Genomic DNA, 15,090 nt, shown 5'->3' on the forward strand with positions numbered 1-15,090 from the left:
GGGGCGGCACCGCTGCACGGTGCCGCCCCACCACTCACTTCGAGACAGAACCTAGCCCGCTGCCGCACGGGGTTTCACGACCGACCACTGGGTCACCGGCAGCTGTGGCCGCCAAGCGGTGAAGCCGCCCAGCGGCTCGGCACGATACACCTGGAAACGGCGCAACGCACCGCCGTGCCGCTCGGCCAGGCGCAGTAACAGCACATCGGATTCGGCGGTCACCGCGCTCGCGACCAGCCGGCCCCCCGGGCGCAGCCGCTCCCAGCAGGCGTCGAACATGTCGTCCTGGGTGAGCCCGCCTCCGATGAACAGCGCGTCCGGCGCGGGCAGGTCCGCGAACGACTCCGGGGCCGGGCCACGCACCTCGACACCCGGAACACCCAGGGCCGTGGCATTGGCCGCAATCTGCTTGCGGCGGCTCTCCATTCGCTCGAAGGCGACGGCGCGGCAGGCCGGGTTCGTGCGGCACCACTCGATGGCGATGGTGCCCGAACCGCCTCCGACATCCCACAGCAGCTCGCCCGGCGCAGGCGCCAGTGCCGCCAGCGTGAGCACCCGCACCTCGGCCTTGGTGAGCTGGCCGTCCCCGCCGTACACCTCGTCGGGCAGGCCCGGCATCCGCGTCAGGCGCAACGAAACCCGGTCGGCGACACCGTCGATGGCCACGATGTTCAGCGCATCTCCGGCCGGGTGGTCCCACCGCGCGGCGGTGCCGCGCACGATCCGCTCGTCCGGCCCGCCGAGCTGTTCCAGCACCGTGAGCGCCGACCCGCCGAAGCCATTGCGCGCCAGCAGCTCCGCGACCTGCGCCGGAGTGTGCTGGTCGGAGCTCAGCACCAGCACCCGGCGCCCGCCGGACAATTCCGGGAGCACCGTCTCCACAGGCCGCCCGACCGCGCTCACCACCGGCGTCTCGTTGAGTGCCCAGCCCAGCCGTGCACACGCCAGCGACGCCGACGACGGCGACGGCAGCACCCGCAGGGCCTGCGCCCCAAGCAGTTTCGTCAAGGTCACGCCGATACCGAAGAACATGGGGTCGCCGCTGGCCAGCACACCGAGCCGCCGCCCCGCGTACCGTTCCAGCAGCCCCGGCAGCGCGGGCACCAGCGGCGAAGGCCACGGCACCCGCTCCGCCCGCGCCGCATCCGCGGGGATCAGCACCAATTGCCGAGCGGAGCCCAGCAATACCTCACACGCGGCGATCTCGCGCCGCGCCGCGCCGCCCAGACCGTCCCAGCCGTCAGCGCCGATCCCGATCACCGGAATCGGCATCAACGGGCGTGAGGTTCCGGTCATCGCGGCATCCGCCGCCACACCGAGTGCGGCACATAGCGCATGGCCACGAACAACAGCCGAATCCGCCGCGGCACCGCCACATCCCGCACCCGCCGATACAGCCCCGCCACCACCGCGTCGGCCACCTGATCGGGTGTGCTCGACAGCGGCGCGGGCTCCATCCCGGCCGTCATCCGCCCGATGACGAATCCGGATCGCACCATGAGCAGATGAACTCCGCTGCCGTGCAACGCCATCTGCAACCCGGACGCGAAGCCGTCCAGGCCGGTCTTCGCCGAGCCGTACACGTAGTTCCCGCGCCGCACCCGCACACCCGCGATGGAACTGAACACCACGATCTGACCATCGCCCTGCTCCCGCAGCAGATTCGCCAGACTGGTGAGCACGCTCACCTGGGCGACGAAATCGGTCAGCACGATCTCGACAGCGTGCGCCGGATCCTCCTCGGCCCGAGCCTGATCCCCGAGAATCCCGAATGCCACCACCGCCACGCCGATGCGCCCGTGCTCGGCGATGATCTTCTCCAGCAGTAGCTGGTGCGACGCCATGTCGTCGGCGTCGAACTCGACGCAGTGCACCGCCGCCGCCTCGGCGATCAGCAATTCCTTCGTCTGTTCCTGTAGCTGGTCACTGCGGCGCGCCGCCAGAATGACCACCCGGCCGGGCGACAGCCGTCGCGCCACCTCCAGCCCGATCTCACTGCGCCCGCCGAGCACCAGCACGACGCCCTTGTCGACGTCCCGCGATCCGAAACCCATGGCCCACAGTTTGCCACCCGGGCACCACTGTCCGGTGCTCCCGAGGCCGGATTGCTAGCGTCGGATCATGACCAGCACCGCCGCACGCCCCGAACTGTCGCCCGCCGCCGCCGACTTCGTCGCCGAACGCCACCTCGCCACCCTGTCCACGCTGCGCGCCAACGGCACCCCGCATGTGGTCGCGGTCGGGTTCACCTGGGATCCCGAGGCCGGCATCGCGCGCATCATCACCAATGACGGGTCGGTCAAGGTCAACAATGTGCGGCGCTCGGGCTACGCGGCGGTGAGCCAGGTCGACGGCCCGCGCTGGATCACCCTCGAGGGTCCCGCCACCGTGCTCGACGACCCGGATTCGGTGGCCGACGCGGTCGAGCGCTACGCCGGGCGCTACCGGCAGCCGCGGGTGAACCCGACCCGCGTCGTGATCGCCATCGATGTGCAGCGCGTGCTGGCCAGCAGCGTCTTCAAGGGCGACGCCGCCGGGCACTGACACCGATCCCGGCTGGTGCGCGACCGATTACTTTGCGTCGCACAGCACGTCCAATCTCTCGAGTGCGCACCAGAGAGGGAGAGCCATGTCCACGCTCCGCGAAGTGTTGCAGGCACACGTCGACGACGGCGGTGCGCCCGGCGCGGTCGGCCTGATCGCGCGGGGCGACCGGGTGGAGACCGCCGCCGTCGGCCTGGCCCACGCGGGCGGCACCGTCCCGATGACCGCGGATTCGCTGTTCCGCTGGGCGTCGATCACCAAACCGCTGACCGCCGCGGCCGTGCTGATGCTCGTCGAGGACGGGGTGATCGGGTTGCACGACCCCATCGCCCCGTGGCTGCCCGAACTCACCCACCCGCGCGTAGTCCGCACCCCCGGCAGTCCCCTCGACGAGGTGGTGCCCGCCCATCGCCCGATCACAGTCTTCGACCTGCTCACCTCCCGGGCCGGCTACGGCTGGGCCTCCGATTTCGAGCTGCCCGCGGTCCAGGCGCTGTTCCCGGTGCAGCGCGACGGCCGGGAACCGCAGAGCTACCCGTCCATGGACGAGTGGCTGGCCGAACTGGCCGCACTGCCCATGCTGGCCCAGCCGGGCACCGCATGGCTCTACGACACCTGCTCGGTCCTGCAGGGCGCACTCGTCGCCCGCGCCTCCGGCCGGACCTTCCCCGACTTCCTCGCCGAGCGGCTGTTCGAACCGCTCGGCATGCGGGACACCGGTTTCACCGTCCCCGCCGCCCACCGCGACCGCTTCACCAGCTACTACCGCCGCGGCGACACCGGCCTCGAACTGGCCGACGCCCCCGACGGCCAGTGGAGCACGCCACCGGCCTTCCCGCTCGGTCACGGCGGCCTCGCCGGCACCGCCGGCGACTGGCTCCGCTTCGCGCGCCTGCTGCTCGCCGACGGCGTCACCCCGGAGGGCCGGAAACTGCTGTCCGCCAATGCGGTTCGCCTCATGACCACCGACCACACCACCCCGGCCCAGCGCGCCCACGGCGATCTGTTCCTGGAGGGCCAGGGCTGGGGCTGCGGTGGCACGGTCGATATCGCCCGGCTGGAACCGTGGAACGTACCGGGCCGCTACGGCTGGGTCGGCGGCACCGGCACCTGCGCCCACATCATCCCGGCCACCGGCACCGTCACCATCCTCCTGACCCAGGTCGGCGTCGACAGCCCGACCCCAGATACGACCATGCGCGACTTCTGGCGCTACGCCGCCACTTTCGACGCCGACACTGCCCACTGACCCGGAATCGGGTGGGGTTATAGGCGGGTCAGTCCGTGTGGGCGGTTGTTCATCGACTCGCAGCCGTCCTCGGTGACGATCACGATGTCCTCGATGCGCGCGCCCCAGGCCCCCGGGAAGTAGATACCCGGCTCGATGCTGAAGGCCATGCCCGGTGCGAGGACCAGGTCGTTGCCGGCCACGATGTAGGGCTCCTCATGCACCGACAGTCCGATGCCGTGGCCGGTGCGGTGCACGAAGTAGTCGGCCAGCCCGGCAGCGGCCAGCACGTCGCGGGCGGCGGCGTCGATGGATTCGGCGGTGACGCCCGGGCGCACGGCGGCCACCGCGGCGGCCTGGGCGCGTTCCAGTTCGGCGAACTGCGCGGCCACCTCCTCGCTCGGCTCGCCCAGCACGTAGGTGCGGGTGGAATCCGAGAAGTAGCCGGGCTCGACCGGGCCCCCGATATCGATCACCACCACGTCACCCGGCTCGATCACCCGATCCGACACCAGGTGGTGCGGGTCCGCGCCGTGCGGGCCGCTGCCCACGATGACGAAATCGGCCTCGGTGTGGCCCTCCTCGACAATGGCGGCCGCGATATCCGCGCCCACCTCGGCCTCGGTGCGGCCGGGACGCAGGAACTCGGCCATGCGGGCGTGCACCCGGTCGATGGCCGCGCCGGCCCGGCGCAGGGCCTCGATCTCACTGGGGTCCTTCACCATTCGCAGCTCCCGCAGCAGCGGGGTGGCCGAAACCGGTAGCGAGCCAAGCCGATCGGCGATGGGCAGCAGGTGCAGGGCGGGCATGACATCGGTGACCGCCACCCGCGCACCGGCATTGAGCACGCTCCGCACAATGCGATACGGGTCCACCCCGTCCACCCAGTCCACGATCTGCAACCCCAGCTCACCGGCCGCCGATCCCTTCAGCGAGGCCAGCTCCAGCTTCGGGATCACCACCGAGGGCGTCTCCCCGCTGGCCGGGATCACCAGGCATGTCAGCCGCTCGAAGGACTGCGCCCGCGAACCCATCAGGAACCGCAGGTCCGGACCCGGTGTGACGAGCAGCGCGTCCAGATGCGCATTGCGCGCCAACCGCGCCGCGCGCTCCAACCGCGTCCCGTAGACCTCCGCCGCGAACCGTGACTCGTCATGAGAGCTCATGCCCATCGACGCTACTCCCCAACCCCCGCCACCCTCCAGCCACCGACGAACTTCGCACCCTCGGCACTCTGTGCCGCCACCGGAACGCACCCCGACCCCGCTGCGGCCCAGTGCGTTTCGATCCTCCCGCGAATGCCATGGTGTTCCGGCCGCACCAGCACGCCACCACGCCGAGTCCGATGAGCAATCCCCCGGCTGGGGCGGGGCATGAATTCCACTGCCCCCGACTCCTTCGCCGCGCTGCGCGGACCTGTCGGCCGGTCCCGGTAGGGTCGACCGCTATGAGCACCCCTGCCGCCGGTCCGCTGCTGCTGCTCGATGGGGCCAGTCTGTGGTTCCGGGCGTTCTATGCGATCCCGGAGAAGATCACCGCACCCGACGGGCGGCCGGTCAATGCGCTGCGCGGGTTCACCGACATGGTCGCCGCGCTGGTCAAGCAGCATGCGCCGAGCCGGTTGGTGGTGTGCCTGGACCTGGACTGGCGGCCGCAGTTCCGGGTGGACCTGCTGCCGTCGTACAAGGCCCATCGGGTGGCCGAGGATGCCGGCGAGCCGGTCGCCGGGGTCGTGGCCGAGGAAGTGCCGGACACCCTCACCCCGCAGGTCGACATGATCATGGAGGTGCTCGAGGCCGCCGGCATCGCGACCGCCGGGGCCGAGGGCCTGGAGGCCGATGACGTGATCGGCACCCTGGCCACCCGGGAGGGCACCGACGAGGTGATCGTCGTCAGCGGCGATCGGGACCTGCTGCAGCTGGTCCGCGACTCCCCGGCACCCCCGGTGCGCGTCTTCTACGTCGGCCGCGGCCTGGCCAGGGCGGAGCTCTGGGGACCCGCCGAGGTCTCCGCCAAATACGGTGTGCCGGAAGAGAATGCGGGCCCCGCCTACGCCGATATGGCCACCCTGCGCGGCGACGCCTCCGACGGCCTGCCCGGCGTCGCGGGCATCGGCGACAAGTCCGCCGCCCAGCTCATCTCCCGTTTCGGCTCGGTGGAGGCCCTGCGCGCCGCGGCCGCCGACCCGGACTCCGATCTCGCCAAGGGTGTGCGCGCGAAACTCGTTGCCGCCGACGACTATCTGAAGGCCGCGGCCCCCGTCGTCCGGGTCGTCCGGGATGCCGACGTCGCACACTCGGGCCCGGACCTGCTGCCCGTCACTCCGGCGGACCCGGATCGGCTCGCGGAACTGGCCACCGCCTACAACGCCGAGAACCCGGTCAAGCGGCTCATCACCGCCATGGCCAAGCGCTGATCAGTGTCGTAGCGGGCCCACGGGCCAGGTTTCGGGCTTGCCGTCGAGATCGGTGATGGCGGCCTCGGTGAAATAGCCGTCCTGCAGATTGCGCAGGGTGATGTGGGTGGTACCGGTGGCGGTGTTCCCAGCGGCGCAGCTCGGCTGACACACGCGCCGGTACTCGGTGCCGTCGCCCTCGGCGGTGCCGGGACCCCAACTGCTCCAGGTGATGTCGCGGACGCTGAGCCCGCCGTCGCCACACGCCAGCACCATGGCGACCGGCTGCACATCGGCCTTGTTGGTAATGCAGTCGTTGACCACGGGACCGGTTGCCCTGGCGCCTGCGAACGGCGCGGACGCCAGCCCGGCGCTCGCCACGGCCACCACGGTCGCGGTCCAGCCCACGATACGAACAGTCGAATTCATCTTGCCCCCCGATCACGATCAACGAGAAGATTTCGGCCCACTGTACTCGTCAGCGACGATTAGCCAACCCCTGGCAAACGCGAGGGCCCGGCCGCGATCGTCCGATCACGCCCGGGCCCAACACAATTGCCCAGTTTCCCCCCCGCCCGAAAAAAATCAGCTGGGGCGGCCGACCTCGTAGGTGCCGTCATCCTTGGTGATCTTGATGGTCACCTTCTTGCTCTCGCCACCCACCTTGAGGGTGCAGTCGAAGGTCTTGTCGACCTCGACCTTCTGACCCGACGGGCAGCTCACGTCCTGGACGTCGTCGATGCCGTAGGAGTCCTTGAGCACCTTCTGCACCCCGGACTGCACGGCCTTGTTGTCCAGCTGGTCCTTGCTCAGCAACCAGGCCAGACCACCACCGGCCGCGGCCAGCACCACCACGACGGCGACCACGATCCCGATGATCAGACCGGTCTTCTTCTTGCCGGCGGGCGGCTGCTGCGGCTGCGGCCACTGCTGGCCCGCCTGCTGGTTCCAGTCCTGCTGACCCGGCTGTCCGGGCTGACCCTGCTGCGGCCACTGCGGCTGCGACTGCCCCCACTGCTGCTCGCCCTGCGGCTGCTGCCACTGCGGCTGACTCTGCCCCCACGGCTGCTGCACCGGCTGCTGCGGCTGCGACTGCCCCCACGGCTGCTGCGGCTGGCCCTGCCCCCACTGCTGGGCCGGCTGCTGCTGTTGCGACGGGTCGCTCCACTGCGTGGTCGGCTGCGCGGGCTGCTGGCCACCCCACTGCTGAGTCGGTCCGGCGCCGGGCGCGGGCTGCTGGCCGCCCCACTGCTGCGTCGGATCGTTGCCTCCCCCTTGACCAGGGGCGTCATTCGGTCCGTACGGGCCGCTCATCTGCTTGCCTCCAATAGCAATCCGTTGTACTCACGCTAGCCCCCCGAGCGGGAACACGCTCGTGTTCCCACTGCGGTCGGTACATCCAAGAATCAAAGCACAGTCGTATCTACTACGCCGCGTCCACGGCTACGACACCCCGGCGGATGGCCCGCACTGCCTTGCTCGCGGTGGCCGCCACCTCGAGGTCGTCGGCGGTGCTGTGAATCTGGTCCAGCAGATCGATGACCTGGCGGCACCAGCGCACGAAATCGCCCGCGGAGAGCGGGTTTCCGCGATCACCGCTGGCGAGCAGCGCATCGGCGAGATCGTCGCCGCGAGCCCAGGTGTAGACACCTGTGACGAAACCGAGGTCGGGTTCCCGGGTGGGCTGCACCCGGTGCCGGGACTCGTCGGCGCGCAACTCCGACCACACCCCGATGGTGGCGTCCACGGCCCGGCGAATCGGCGCGGTCGGGCCCGAAGCGCCCAGGTAACCGCCCTCCTGCCGGGATTCGTACACCAGGATGGACACCACCGCGGCCAGCTCGGCCGGGCCGAGCCCGCGCCACAGCCCCTGCCGAAGGCTTTCCGCCACAACCAGATCCGCCTCGGCATAGATGCGGGCCAGGCGGCGGCCGTCCTGGGTGACCTCGCCGTGCTCGACGTAGCCACGCTCCTCGAGCAGCCCGAGGATGCGGTCGAAGGTGCGTGCCAGGGAGTTCGTGGTGGCCGCCACCTGCTGGCGCAGGTGCTCGGTCTCGCGCTCGACCCGGTTGTAGCGTTCGCCGATACGCGCCAGCTGTTCCCGGTCCGGCCGCGAGTGCGCCGGATGATTGCGCAATGCCCGCCGCAGCGTCTGCAGCTCGCGGTCGTCGGCGGCCTTGGACTTGCCGCCGCCCTGCCGCCCGCGCCGGGGCGCGGTGATGCCGGTGCTGCGCAGCGCGGACGCCAGGTCACGGCGCACCCGCGCGGTGCGGTGGTCGACATGCTTGGGCAGCCGCAGCCGGCCCAGCGATTCGGCCGGGGTCGGGAAGTCGGCGGCCGAGACCCGGCCCGCCCACTTGTCCTCGGTGAGCACCAGCGGACGCGGATCACCCGGTGTCGCATCGGGTTCCAGGATCACGGCCAGACCCTGGCGGCGTCCGGACGGAATCGCCACCACGTCCCCGCGCCGCAGCGCGGTGAGCGCCGACACCGCGGCCTGCCGGCGGTCGGTGCGGCCCTGCCGTTCCAAGTGCCGCTCCCGGTCCCGGATGCGGTCGCGCAGCTGGACGTATTCGAAGAAGCTCTCGTCGCCGAACTGCGAGCGCAGCTTGCGGAGCTGGGCCTCGTTGCGTTCGATGCCCCGCACCAGGCCCACGACCGACCGGTCGGCCTGGAACTGGGCGAAGGACCGCTCCAGCAGCGCCCGCGACTCCACCGCGCCCATGCGATCGACCAGATTGATCGACATGTTGTAGCCCGGCCGGAACGACGACCGCAGCGGATAGGTCCGTGTGGAGGCCAGACCCGCCACCGCGCTGGTGTCCACCTCCGGCTGCCACAGCACCACCGCGTGGCCCTCGACATCGATCCCGCGCCGCCCGGCACGCCCGGTGAGCTGCGTGTACTCCCCCGGCGTCAGCTCGGCGTGGCTCTCGCCGTTGAACTTCACCAGCCGCTCGAGCACCACGGTCCGGGCCGGCATATTGATGCCGAGAGCCAGTGTCTCCGTGGCGAACACGGCCCGCACCAGCCCGTGCACGAACAGTTCCTCGACCGTGTGCCGGAAGGCGGGCAGCATGCCCGCGTGGTGCGCGGCGAAACCGCGGTGCAGCGCCTCGCGCCACTCCCAGTACCCGAGCACCTCGAGGTCACTGCGCGGCAGGTCACCGGTGTGCTTCTCGATGATGGCGTCGATCTCCTCGCGATCGTCCTCACGCGAGAGATCCAGCCGCGAGCGCACGCACTGTGCCAGTGCCCCATCGCATCCGGCGCGGCTGAAGATGAACGTGATCGCCGGCAGCAGCCCCTCGTCGTCGAGCCGGGCGATCACCTCCGGCCGCGGCATGGGCCGGAACGAGCGCCGCGGCCCGCCGCGACCCCGCCCCGGCACCGCCCAATTGTCCATCCGGTCAACGGCTTCGCGGTGCTTGATGTAGCGCTGCAGGTCCCCGTCCACGATCACCTTGGCGTCGCTGGACTTCGGGTCGAACAGGTCGAACATGCGCCTGCCGACCATGACGTGCTGCCACAGCGGCACCGGCCGGGTCTCGTCCACGACCACCGCGGTGTCACCGCGCACGGTCTCCATCCACGCGCCGAACTCCTCGGCATTGGAGACCGTCGCGGACAGGCTGACCAGGCGCACCTCCGGCGGCAGGTGCAGGATGACCTCCTCCCACACCGCGCCGCGGAAGCGATCGGCCAGGTAGTGCACCTCGTCCATGACGACGTACGAAAGCCCGCGCAGCGCATCGGAACTCGCGTACAGCATGTTGCGCAGCACCTCGGTGGTCATCACCACCACCGAAGCATTGGGGTTGATGGACTGGTCACCGGTCAGCAAGCCGACCTCGTCACGACCATAACGTTCGGTGAGATCGGCGAACTTCTGGTTCGAGAGCGCCTTGATGGGCGTGGTGTAGAAACACTTCCCGCCCGCGGCCAGTGCCAGATGCACCGCGAACTCGCCGACCACGGTTTTGCCGGCGCCGGTGGGCGCGCAGACGAGCACACTGTGCCCGCCCTCGAGCGCCTCACACGACTGCCGCTGGAACGGATCGAGCTCGAATTTCAGTTCGGCGGCGAATGCCGCCAGTTCGCCAGTAAGCGACCTTGATGTCACTTTTCAGAGAGTATCGGAGTAATCCGACGCGCCTCGCGTTGTTTTCTCGAGCGGTGCGGCAATCACCGGTTCCGCGGTCGGCACCGGAGTCGGTGCGTCGACACCGCCGGGCGCGGTGTCCAGCGGGGACGCCTCGTCGTCGGCCAGCTTGTCCCAGGCCTCCGCATTGCGGGCCCGGCGCTTGTCGTTGAGGCGCGCGAACTGCACCGCGATCTCGAACAGCAGCGTCAGCGCGAGCGCCAGCGACAGCATGGAGATCGGGTCCTGCGGGGTCACGATGGCCGCGAACACGAACAGGCCGAAGATCAGTCCGCGCCGCCACTTGGTGAGCCGCTGATAGGTCAGCACCCCGAGGAAGTTCAAACCCACGATGAGCAAAGGGGTTTCGAAGCTGACGCCGAAGATGACCAGCAGCTTGATGATGAAGCTGAAGTACTGCGCACCGCTGAGCGCGGTGATCTGCACGTTGTTGCCGATGGTCATCAGGAAGCTGAGCGCGTGGGCGACCACCCAGTACGCCAGCACCGCACCGGTGACGAACAGCGCCGCGCCCGCCGCCACGAACGAGATCGCGTACTTGCGTTCCTTGGCGTACAGACCGGGCGTGATGAACGCCCACAGCTGATACAGCCAGAACGGGCTGGCCACCACCACACCCGCGGTGGTGCCGACCTTCAGGCGCAGCGTGAACTGCTCGAAGGGCGCGGTCGCCAGCAATCGGCAGGCGCCGTCGGTGCTCAGATTGGCCCGCGAGGAGGCGGGCAGATCACAGTAGGGACCGCGCAGGATCTCACCGAGACTCTCGATCCCGAAGATCGAATGCGAGTACCAGAAGAACCCGAACAGGGTGCCGATCGCGACCCACGCCAGCGCGATGAGCAAGCGCCTGCGGAGCTCCGAGAGGTGCTCCACCAAGGACATGGTGCCGTCGGGGTTCGTGCGGCGCTTGCTGCGCCGGGGATCGAACGGGATGCGCATGTGTGTGTGACTGCCTCCGCCTTGCGGCCAAAGAAGACGCGGGCGCGACTGCACGCCCCTGAAGATCCGGAGAAACCGGACCCGGACAACGCCTCATCCGGGATGAGCGGCGCTCATCCCGGCTGGTCGTGGCCTCAGGCCTTCTGCTGGTCGTTCGGCTGCGGCGTGGGCTGCACCGGCTGGGCGGGCGGCAGCTGGGCCGGCGGCTGCACCGGCTGGGCCTGGGCCTCGGGAGCGGCCTCGCCCGTCTTGCCCTCGTTCTGCATCTGGCTGACCTCGGTCTTGAAGATGCGCATCGAGCGACCCAGGCTACGGGCCGCGTCGGGCATGCGCTTCGAACCGAAGAACAGCAAGAAGATCAGCACGACGATCAGCAAGTGCCACGGGCTGATGGCGCCTGTCATTCCATTACCTCCAAAGACTCTGGTGAGTCCGATGCTACCGGACCCGCATATCGCGAAGCTTGTTGTCAACCCTTGTTCGCCGCGCCGTCACGCGCGGCGTCGGTGAGCTGTTCCAGCAATTCCGGGCCCGACCAGGTGCGCCGGTCGCCGTTCTCCGCAGCCGACACGAGTTCGATCAGCTTCTGGTTCACCGGCGTGGGTATTCCTACCATGGCCCCGAGACTCACGATTTCACCGCACAGCCAAGGGATTTCGGTTCTGCGCCCGGCGGCCAGGTCGTCGGCCATGGACGAGCGGGCCACCGGATCGACTGCCAGCACCTTTCCGGCAACCCGGCGGAAGACGCCATCAGGCACGGTCAGCAGCCGGGCCATGATCTCCGGCGGCAGCGGCGTGAGCCGGGCCGGGCGGATGCGGGCCGCCGCCATCACGTCCAGGGCCTCCCGCTGGGCCAGCGCCAGGCAGCGGCGGTAGTCGCGGGCACCGAGCTCCTCGCGCAGCGGGCGGCCCGACAGCGCGTTGATGGGGTTGTTCAGATTCAGCAGCAGCTTCGCCCACTGGATGGGCAGCAGATCGGCATACCGTTCGAAGCCCAGACCGGACTTGGCGAAGACCGGGGCGAACCGGTTGAGCACCGGGTCGTCGGCGACGTCGACCGTGCCCGCGGTGCCGCGGTGGAAGCGGCCCTGACCGTGATGAACGACATTGAACATGACCATCCCGGCCAGCACCACACAGGTGGGCAGGAGCTCGCGGATGACCGCGTCGTTGCCGATGCCGTTCTGCAGGCTGATCACCACTGTGCCGGACCGCAGCAGGCCGGCCAGTTCGGCGGCGGCGGTGGCGGTGGCCGCGGATTTCACGGTGATCAGCACCAGATCGGCGTCACCCGCGGGCTCGGTGACCGCGCGGAAGGCGTCCGGTTCGACGCGCGCGTCATTGCCGTCCAGATCGGTGAGCCGAAGCCCGAAGGTGCGCAGTTCCTCCACCACGCGCGGCCGTCCGACGAAGGTGACCTCGGCCCCGGCCGCGGCGAGCCGGCCGCCGACGTAGCAGCCGATGCTGCCCGCCCCCAGCACCGTCACACGGAAACTCAAGCGGGACCGACCCCCTCGAGCCCGGCGTAGGCGGCCAGCGCCGAGCTGGACCGCTCGCGCACCGCGGTCACCAGTTCGGCCGGGCCGAGCACGGTGACGCCGGCGCCGAAGCCGAGCAGCAGCCGCGCCATCCAGTCCAGGGTGGCGAAGCGCATGGTGGCCTCGACGCTGCCGTCCGGGTGGACGGTGACCCGGTGCATCGGGTACTGCTCGAGCACCCAGGCGTAGTCGGGGCGAATCAGCAAGCGCGCCAGTGGGACCGCGGGATCGTCGACGAACAGGTCCAGGGCGGCGGTCTCGTCCGCGGCGGCCTCGGCGGGCGGGCGGGCCGGCTCGTCGAGCTCGGTGGCCTCCTCGATGCGGTCGAGGCGGAACAGGCGCACGCCCTCGGCCTGCCGGCACCACGCCTGCAGGTAGCTGTTGTTGTCCACCAGCACGATTCGGATCGGGTCCACGATGCGCTCGGAGACCACGTCGCGGCTCGCCGAGTAATAGACCAGGCATAGCGCGTGATCGTGCTCCAGCGCGGACCGGACGGTCGCCACGGCGGGGGCCTCGACCGGCACGGGGAGCGGCGGTCCGGCGAATTCCCGTCCGGTGATGGCGGATTCGATCTTCGCGATAGCGGCGTGCGCCGCGCTCGGATCCACCATGCCCGGCAGGTCCGCGATGGAGCGCAGTGCCACCAGCAGCGCGGTCGCCTCCAGGGAGGTGAGCCGCAGCGGTCGGTCGATGCCCGCGGAGAAGGTGACCTCGATGCTCTCCTCGGAGAACGACAGGTCGATGAGATCGCCGGGACCGTATCCGGGCAGGCCGCACATCCACAGCTGGTTGAGGTCGGTCATCAGCTGCTTGGAGGACACGCCGAGTTCGGCCGCCGCCTCCGCCGCACTGATGCCCGGATTGGCCTGGAAGTACGGAATCATGTTGAGCAGCCGGGCCAGCCGGGTCGAGAGCCGGCTGGTGCTGGCCGCCGCGCTCCCCCGCCGGTCCTTCGCACCATCGGAAGCCCGTGCGCCGTCACCGGTTCCACCCCGGCGCGCGCCGCCGGCGTCGATCACATTGTCTCCCCGGCGTTTCCGCGACGCAGCCTCGCTCATGCCGACACCTCCGTCCGCTCCAGCACCGACTTCAGGCGCGCGATCACATTCTCGCGCAGGTCTTCCGGGGCGAGCACCAGGGCGTCCGCGCCGAGTCCGGTGATGAGCCGGGCCAGCCAGTCCCGGGATCGGATGGGCACCTCCACGATCGAGCCGGTACGTCCGCCGAGCGCACGCTCCTCCATGACCGGTCCGAGCCGGCGGATCTCCTGCCCACGGCCCTCGGCCACCCACACCGTGGCCGATCCGCTGATCGGCGTCTGCGCGGTGACCTCGGCGACCACGGCCCGCAGGTCCAGGTCCTCGGGCTTGTGCACCGCATTGGCCGGGCCGTACTCGGTGACGTCCTCGTCGATGCGGGAGATGCGGAACACGCGCTGCGCGTCACGGACATTGTCGTGCCCGACCAGATACCAGCGGCCGTGGTGGGTGACCACACCCCAGGGCTGCACGTCCCGTTCCACCGGATCCCCGTGGGACTGCCGGTGTTTGAACGTCACCGCCCGTCCGGCGTCGATGGCCGCGAGCAGTTTGCCGAGCACCGGTTCCGAGCCGCGGGTGCGGGCCGGGACCGCGGGCACCGCCGACACCCCGGCGTCGGGCTCCACGTGAATACCGGCCGCGCGCAGCTTGAGCAGACCACCCTCGGCGGCCGCGGCCAGCTCCGGAGACTCCCACAGCTGCACCGCCACCGCGACCGCAGCGGACTCCTCGCTGGTCAGATCGATATCGGGCAGTTCGTACGCGTCCCGGTTGATGCGGTAGCCCTCGACACCCGAATACCGGCTCACCGGACCGATCTCCAGGGGTATGCCCAGATCGCGCAGCTCGTTCTTGTCGCGCTCGAACATCCGGCTGAACGCCTCGTCGCTCGCGGACTCCTCGTACCCGGCGACCGACTCCCGGATGCGCTCCGCGGTCAGAAACTGCCGGGTGGACAGCAGCGCGATAACAAGATTCATCAACCGCTCGACCTTGGATATCGCCACCCCGTAGAGAGTAATGGACTGTGTTCGATTTGCCTCCGCTGCGCTCCGGCAGGGTTCGCGGGCAGGCGCGGGGAGGCGGAGCCGCGAAGGTCTCGTTCTTCCCTCCCTCCGCTCCTCCGCTTCCCTCCCTCCGCTCCTCCGCTTCGCTCCCCCGCTCCACTCGGTCCGGAACGAGACGGGCCGCGAACCTTCGGGCGTCCTCCGAAATCGGAGAATCCGAGTGTTCGCGACC

The 15,090-nt window shown here is 70.0% G+C and carries 14 protein-coding genes; 3 read left to right on the forward strand and 11 right to left on the reverse strand.

Annotation, left to right across the window (positions count from 1 at the left end):
* Positions 1-51: 51 nt before the first annotated feature.
* Positions 52-1,296, reverse strand: coding sequence for a precorrin-6y C5,15-methyltransferase (decarboxylating) subunit CbiE (gene cbiE / locus ACFXN1_RS21920; RefSeq protein ID WP_379443619.1), 1,245 nt, complete (start codon positions 1,294-1,296; stop codon positions 52-54).
* Complete coding sequence (locus tag ACFXN1_RS21925; RefSeq protein WP_379443621.1) at positions 1,293-2,054, reverse strand: SDR family NAD(P)-dependent oxidoreductase; 762 nt, start codon at positions 2,052-2,054, stop codon at positions 1,293-1,295. Before ACFXN1_RS21925 ends, cbiE begins: the two co-directional genes overlap by 4 nt.
* A 67-nt stretch (positions 2,055-2,121) precedes the next feature.
* On the opposite strand from ACFXN1_RS21925, the gene ACFXN1_RS21930 reads away from it, so the two are divergent.
* On the forward strand, positions 2,122-2,544 hold the full coding sequence (locus ACFXN1_RS21930) for a PPOX class F420-dependent oxidoreductase (RefSeq protein ID WP_379443622.1): 423 nt from the start codon (positions 2,122-2,124) through the stop codon (positions 2,542-2,544).
* Positions 2,545-2,629: 85 nt separating this feature from the next.
* Complete coding sequence (locus ACFXN1_RS21935) at positions 2,630-3,793, forward strand: serine hydrolase domain-containing protein (RefSeq protein WP_379443624.1); 1,164 nt, start codon at positions 2,630-2,632, stop codon at positions 3,791-3,793.
* A gap of 17 nt (positions 3,794-3,810) precedes the next feature.
* Here ACFXN1_RS21935 and ACFXN1_RS21940 read toward each other — a convergent pair whose 3' ends face one another.
* Positions 3,811-4,938: a M24 family metallopeptidase gene (locus ACFXN1_RS21940; protein ID WP_379443625.1), complete on the reverse strand. Its 1,128-nt coding sequence runs from the start codon at positions 4,936-4,938 to the stop codon at positions 3,811-3,813.
* A 281-nt stretch (positions 4,939-5,219) separates the two neighbouring features.
* Here ACFXN1_RS21940 and ACFXN1_RS21945 point away from each other — a divergent pair, with 281 nt between their 5' ends.
* Positions 5,220-6,188, forward strand: a complete 969-nt coding sequence (locus ACFXN1_RS21945) for a 5'-3' exonuclease H3TH domain-containing protein (protein WP_379443627.1) — start codon at positions 5,220-5,222, stop codon at positions 6,186-6,188.
* Here ACFXN1_RS21945 and ACFXN1_RS21950 read toward each other — a convergent pair whose 3' ends face one another.
* From ACFXN1_RS21950 to ACFXN1_RS21985, 8 genes are all read right to left on the reverse strand, one after another.
* Positions 6,189-6,596, reverse strand: a complete 408-nt coding sequence (locus ACFXN1_RS21950) for a hypothetical protein (RefSeq protein WP_379443629.1) — start codon at positions 6,594-6,596, stop codon at positions 6,189-6,191.
* A 156-nt stretch (positions 6,597-6,752) separates the two neighbouring features.
* Positions 6,753-7,481, reverse strand: coding sequence for a DUF4333 domain-containing protein (locus ACFXN1_RS21955; protein ID WP_379443631.1), 729 nt, complete (start codon positions 7,479-7,481; stop codon positions 6,753-6,755).
* 112 nt (positions 7,482-7,593) lie between these two features.
* Complete coding sequence (locus ACFXN1_RS21960; protein WP_379443632.1) at positions 7,594-10,290, reverse strand: DEAD/DEAH box helicase; 2,697 nt, start codon at positions 10,288-10,290, stop codon at positions 7,594-7,596.
* Between the two features lie 3 nt (positions 10,291-10,293).
* On the reverse strand, positions 10,294-11,268 hold the full coding sequence (gene tatC, locus ACFXN1_RS21965; protein WP_379443634.1) for a twin-arginine translocase subunit TatC: 975 nt from the start codon (positions 11,266-11,268) through the stop codon (positions 10,294-10,296).
* A gap of 134 nt (positions 11,269-11,402) precedes the next feature.
* Entirely contained in the window at positions 11,403-11,672 is a 270-nt protein-coding gene (gene tatA, locus ACFXN1_RS21970) for a Sec-independent protein translocase subunit TatA (RefSeq protein ID WP_354832182.1), read from the reverse strand.
* 65 nt (positions 11,673-11,737) lie between these two features.
* Positions 11,738-12,769 (reverse strand): 2-dehydropantoate 2-reductase, encoded by a 1,032-nt coding sequence (locus tag ACFXN1_RS21975; RefSeq protein WP_379443636.1) that lies wholly within the window; start codon positions 12,767-12,769, stop codon positions 11,738-11,740.
* Complete coding sequence (locus ACFXN1_RS21980) at positions 12,766-13,869, reverse strand: helix-turn-helix transcriptional regulator (protein WP_379443637.1); 1,104 nt, start codon at positions 13,867-13,869, stop codon at positions 12,766-12,768. The genes ACFXN1_RS21975 and ACFXN1_RS21980 overlap by 4 nt, the downstream gene beginning before the upstream one ends.
* On the reverse strand, positions 13,866-14,858 hold the full coding sequence (locus ACFXN1_RS21985; protein WP_379443639.1) for a helix-turn-helix transcriptional regulator: 993 nt from the start codon (positions 14,856-14,858) through the stop codon (positions 13,866-13,868). The genes ACFXN1_RS21980 and ACFXN1_RS21985 overlap by 4 nt, the downstream gene beginning before the upstream one ends.
* Between the last annotated feature and the right edge of the window lie 232 nt (positions 14,859-15,090).

The organism is Nocardia sp. NPDC059154 (assembly GCF_042755705.1).
Lineage (GTDB): Bacteria > Actinomycetota > Actinomycetes > Mycobacteriales > Mycobacteriaceae > Nocardia.

Bases quoted from the DNA above. Each gene is read 5' to 3' on its own strand.
- ACFXN1_RS21940 (WP_379443625.1), bottom strand. From the start codon at position 4,938: ATGAGCTCTCATGACGAGTCACGGTTCGCGGCGGAGGTCTACGGGACG.
- ACFXN1_RS21945 (WP_379443627.1), top strand. From the start codon at position 5,220: ATGAGCACCCCTGCCGCCGGTCCGCTGCTGCTGCTCGATGGGGCCAGT.
- ACFXN1_RS21955 (WP_379443631.1), bottom strand. From the start codon at position 7,481: ATGAGCGGCCCGTACGGACCGAATGACGCCCCTGGTCAAGGGGGAGGC.
- tatA (WP_354832182.1), bottom strand. From the start codon at position 11,672: ATGACAGGCGCCATCAGCCCGTGGCACTTGCTGATCGTCGTGCTGATC.
- ACFXN1_RS21935 (WP_379443624.1), top strand. From the start codon at position 2,630: ATGTCCACGCTCCGCGAAGTGTTGCAGGCACACGTCGACGACGGCGGT.
- tatC (WP_379443634.1), bottom strand. From the start codon at position 11,268: ATGCGCATCCCGTTCGATCCCCGGCGCAGCAAGCGCCGCACGAACCCC.
- ACFXN1_RS21980 (WP_379443637.1), bottom strand. From the start codon at position 13,869: ATGAGCGAGGCTGCGTCGCGGAAACGCCGGGGAGACAATGTGATCGAC.
- ACFXN1_RS21930 (WP_379443622.1), top strand. From the start codon at position 2,122: ATGACCAGCACCGCCGCACGCCCCGAACTGTCGCCCGCCGCCGCCGAC.
- cbiE (WP_379443619.1), bottom strand. From the start codon at position 1,296: ATGACCGGAACCTCACGCCCGTTGATGCCGATTCCGGTGATCGGGATC.
- ACFXN1_RS21925 (WP_379443621.1), bottom strand. From the start codon at position 2,054: ATGGGTTTCGGATCGCGGGACGTCGACAAGGGCGTCGTGCTGGTGCTC.
- ACFXN1_RS21950 (WP_379443629.1), bottom strand. From the start codon at position 6,596: ATGAATTCGACTGTTCGTATCGTGGGCTGGACCGCGACCGTGGTGGCC.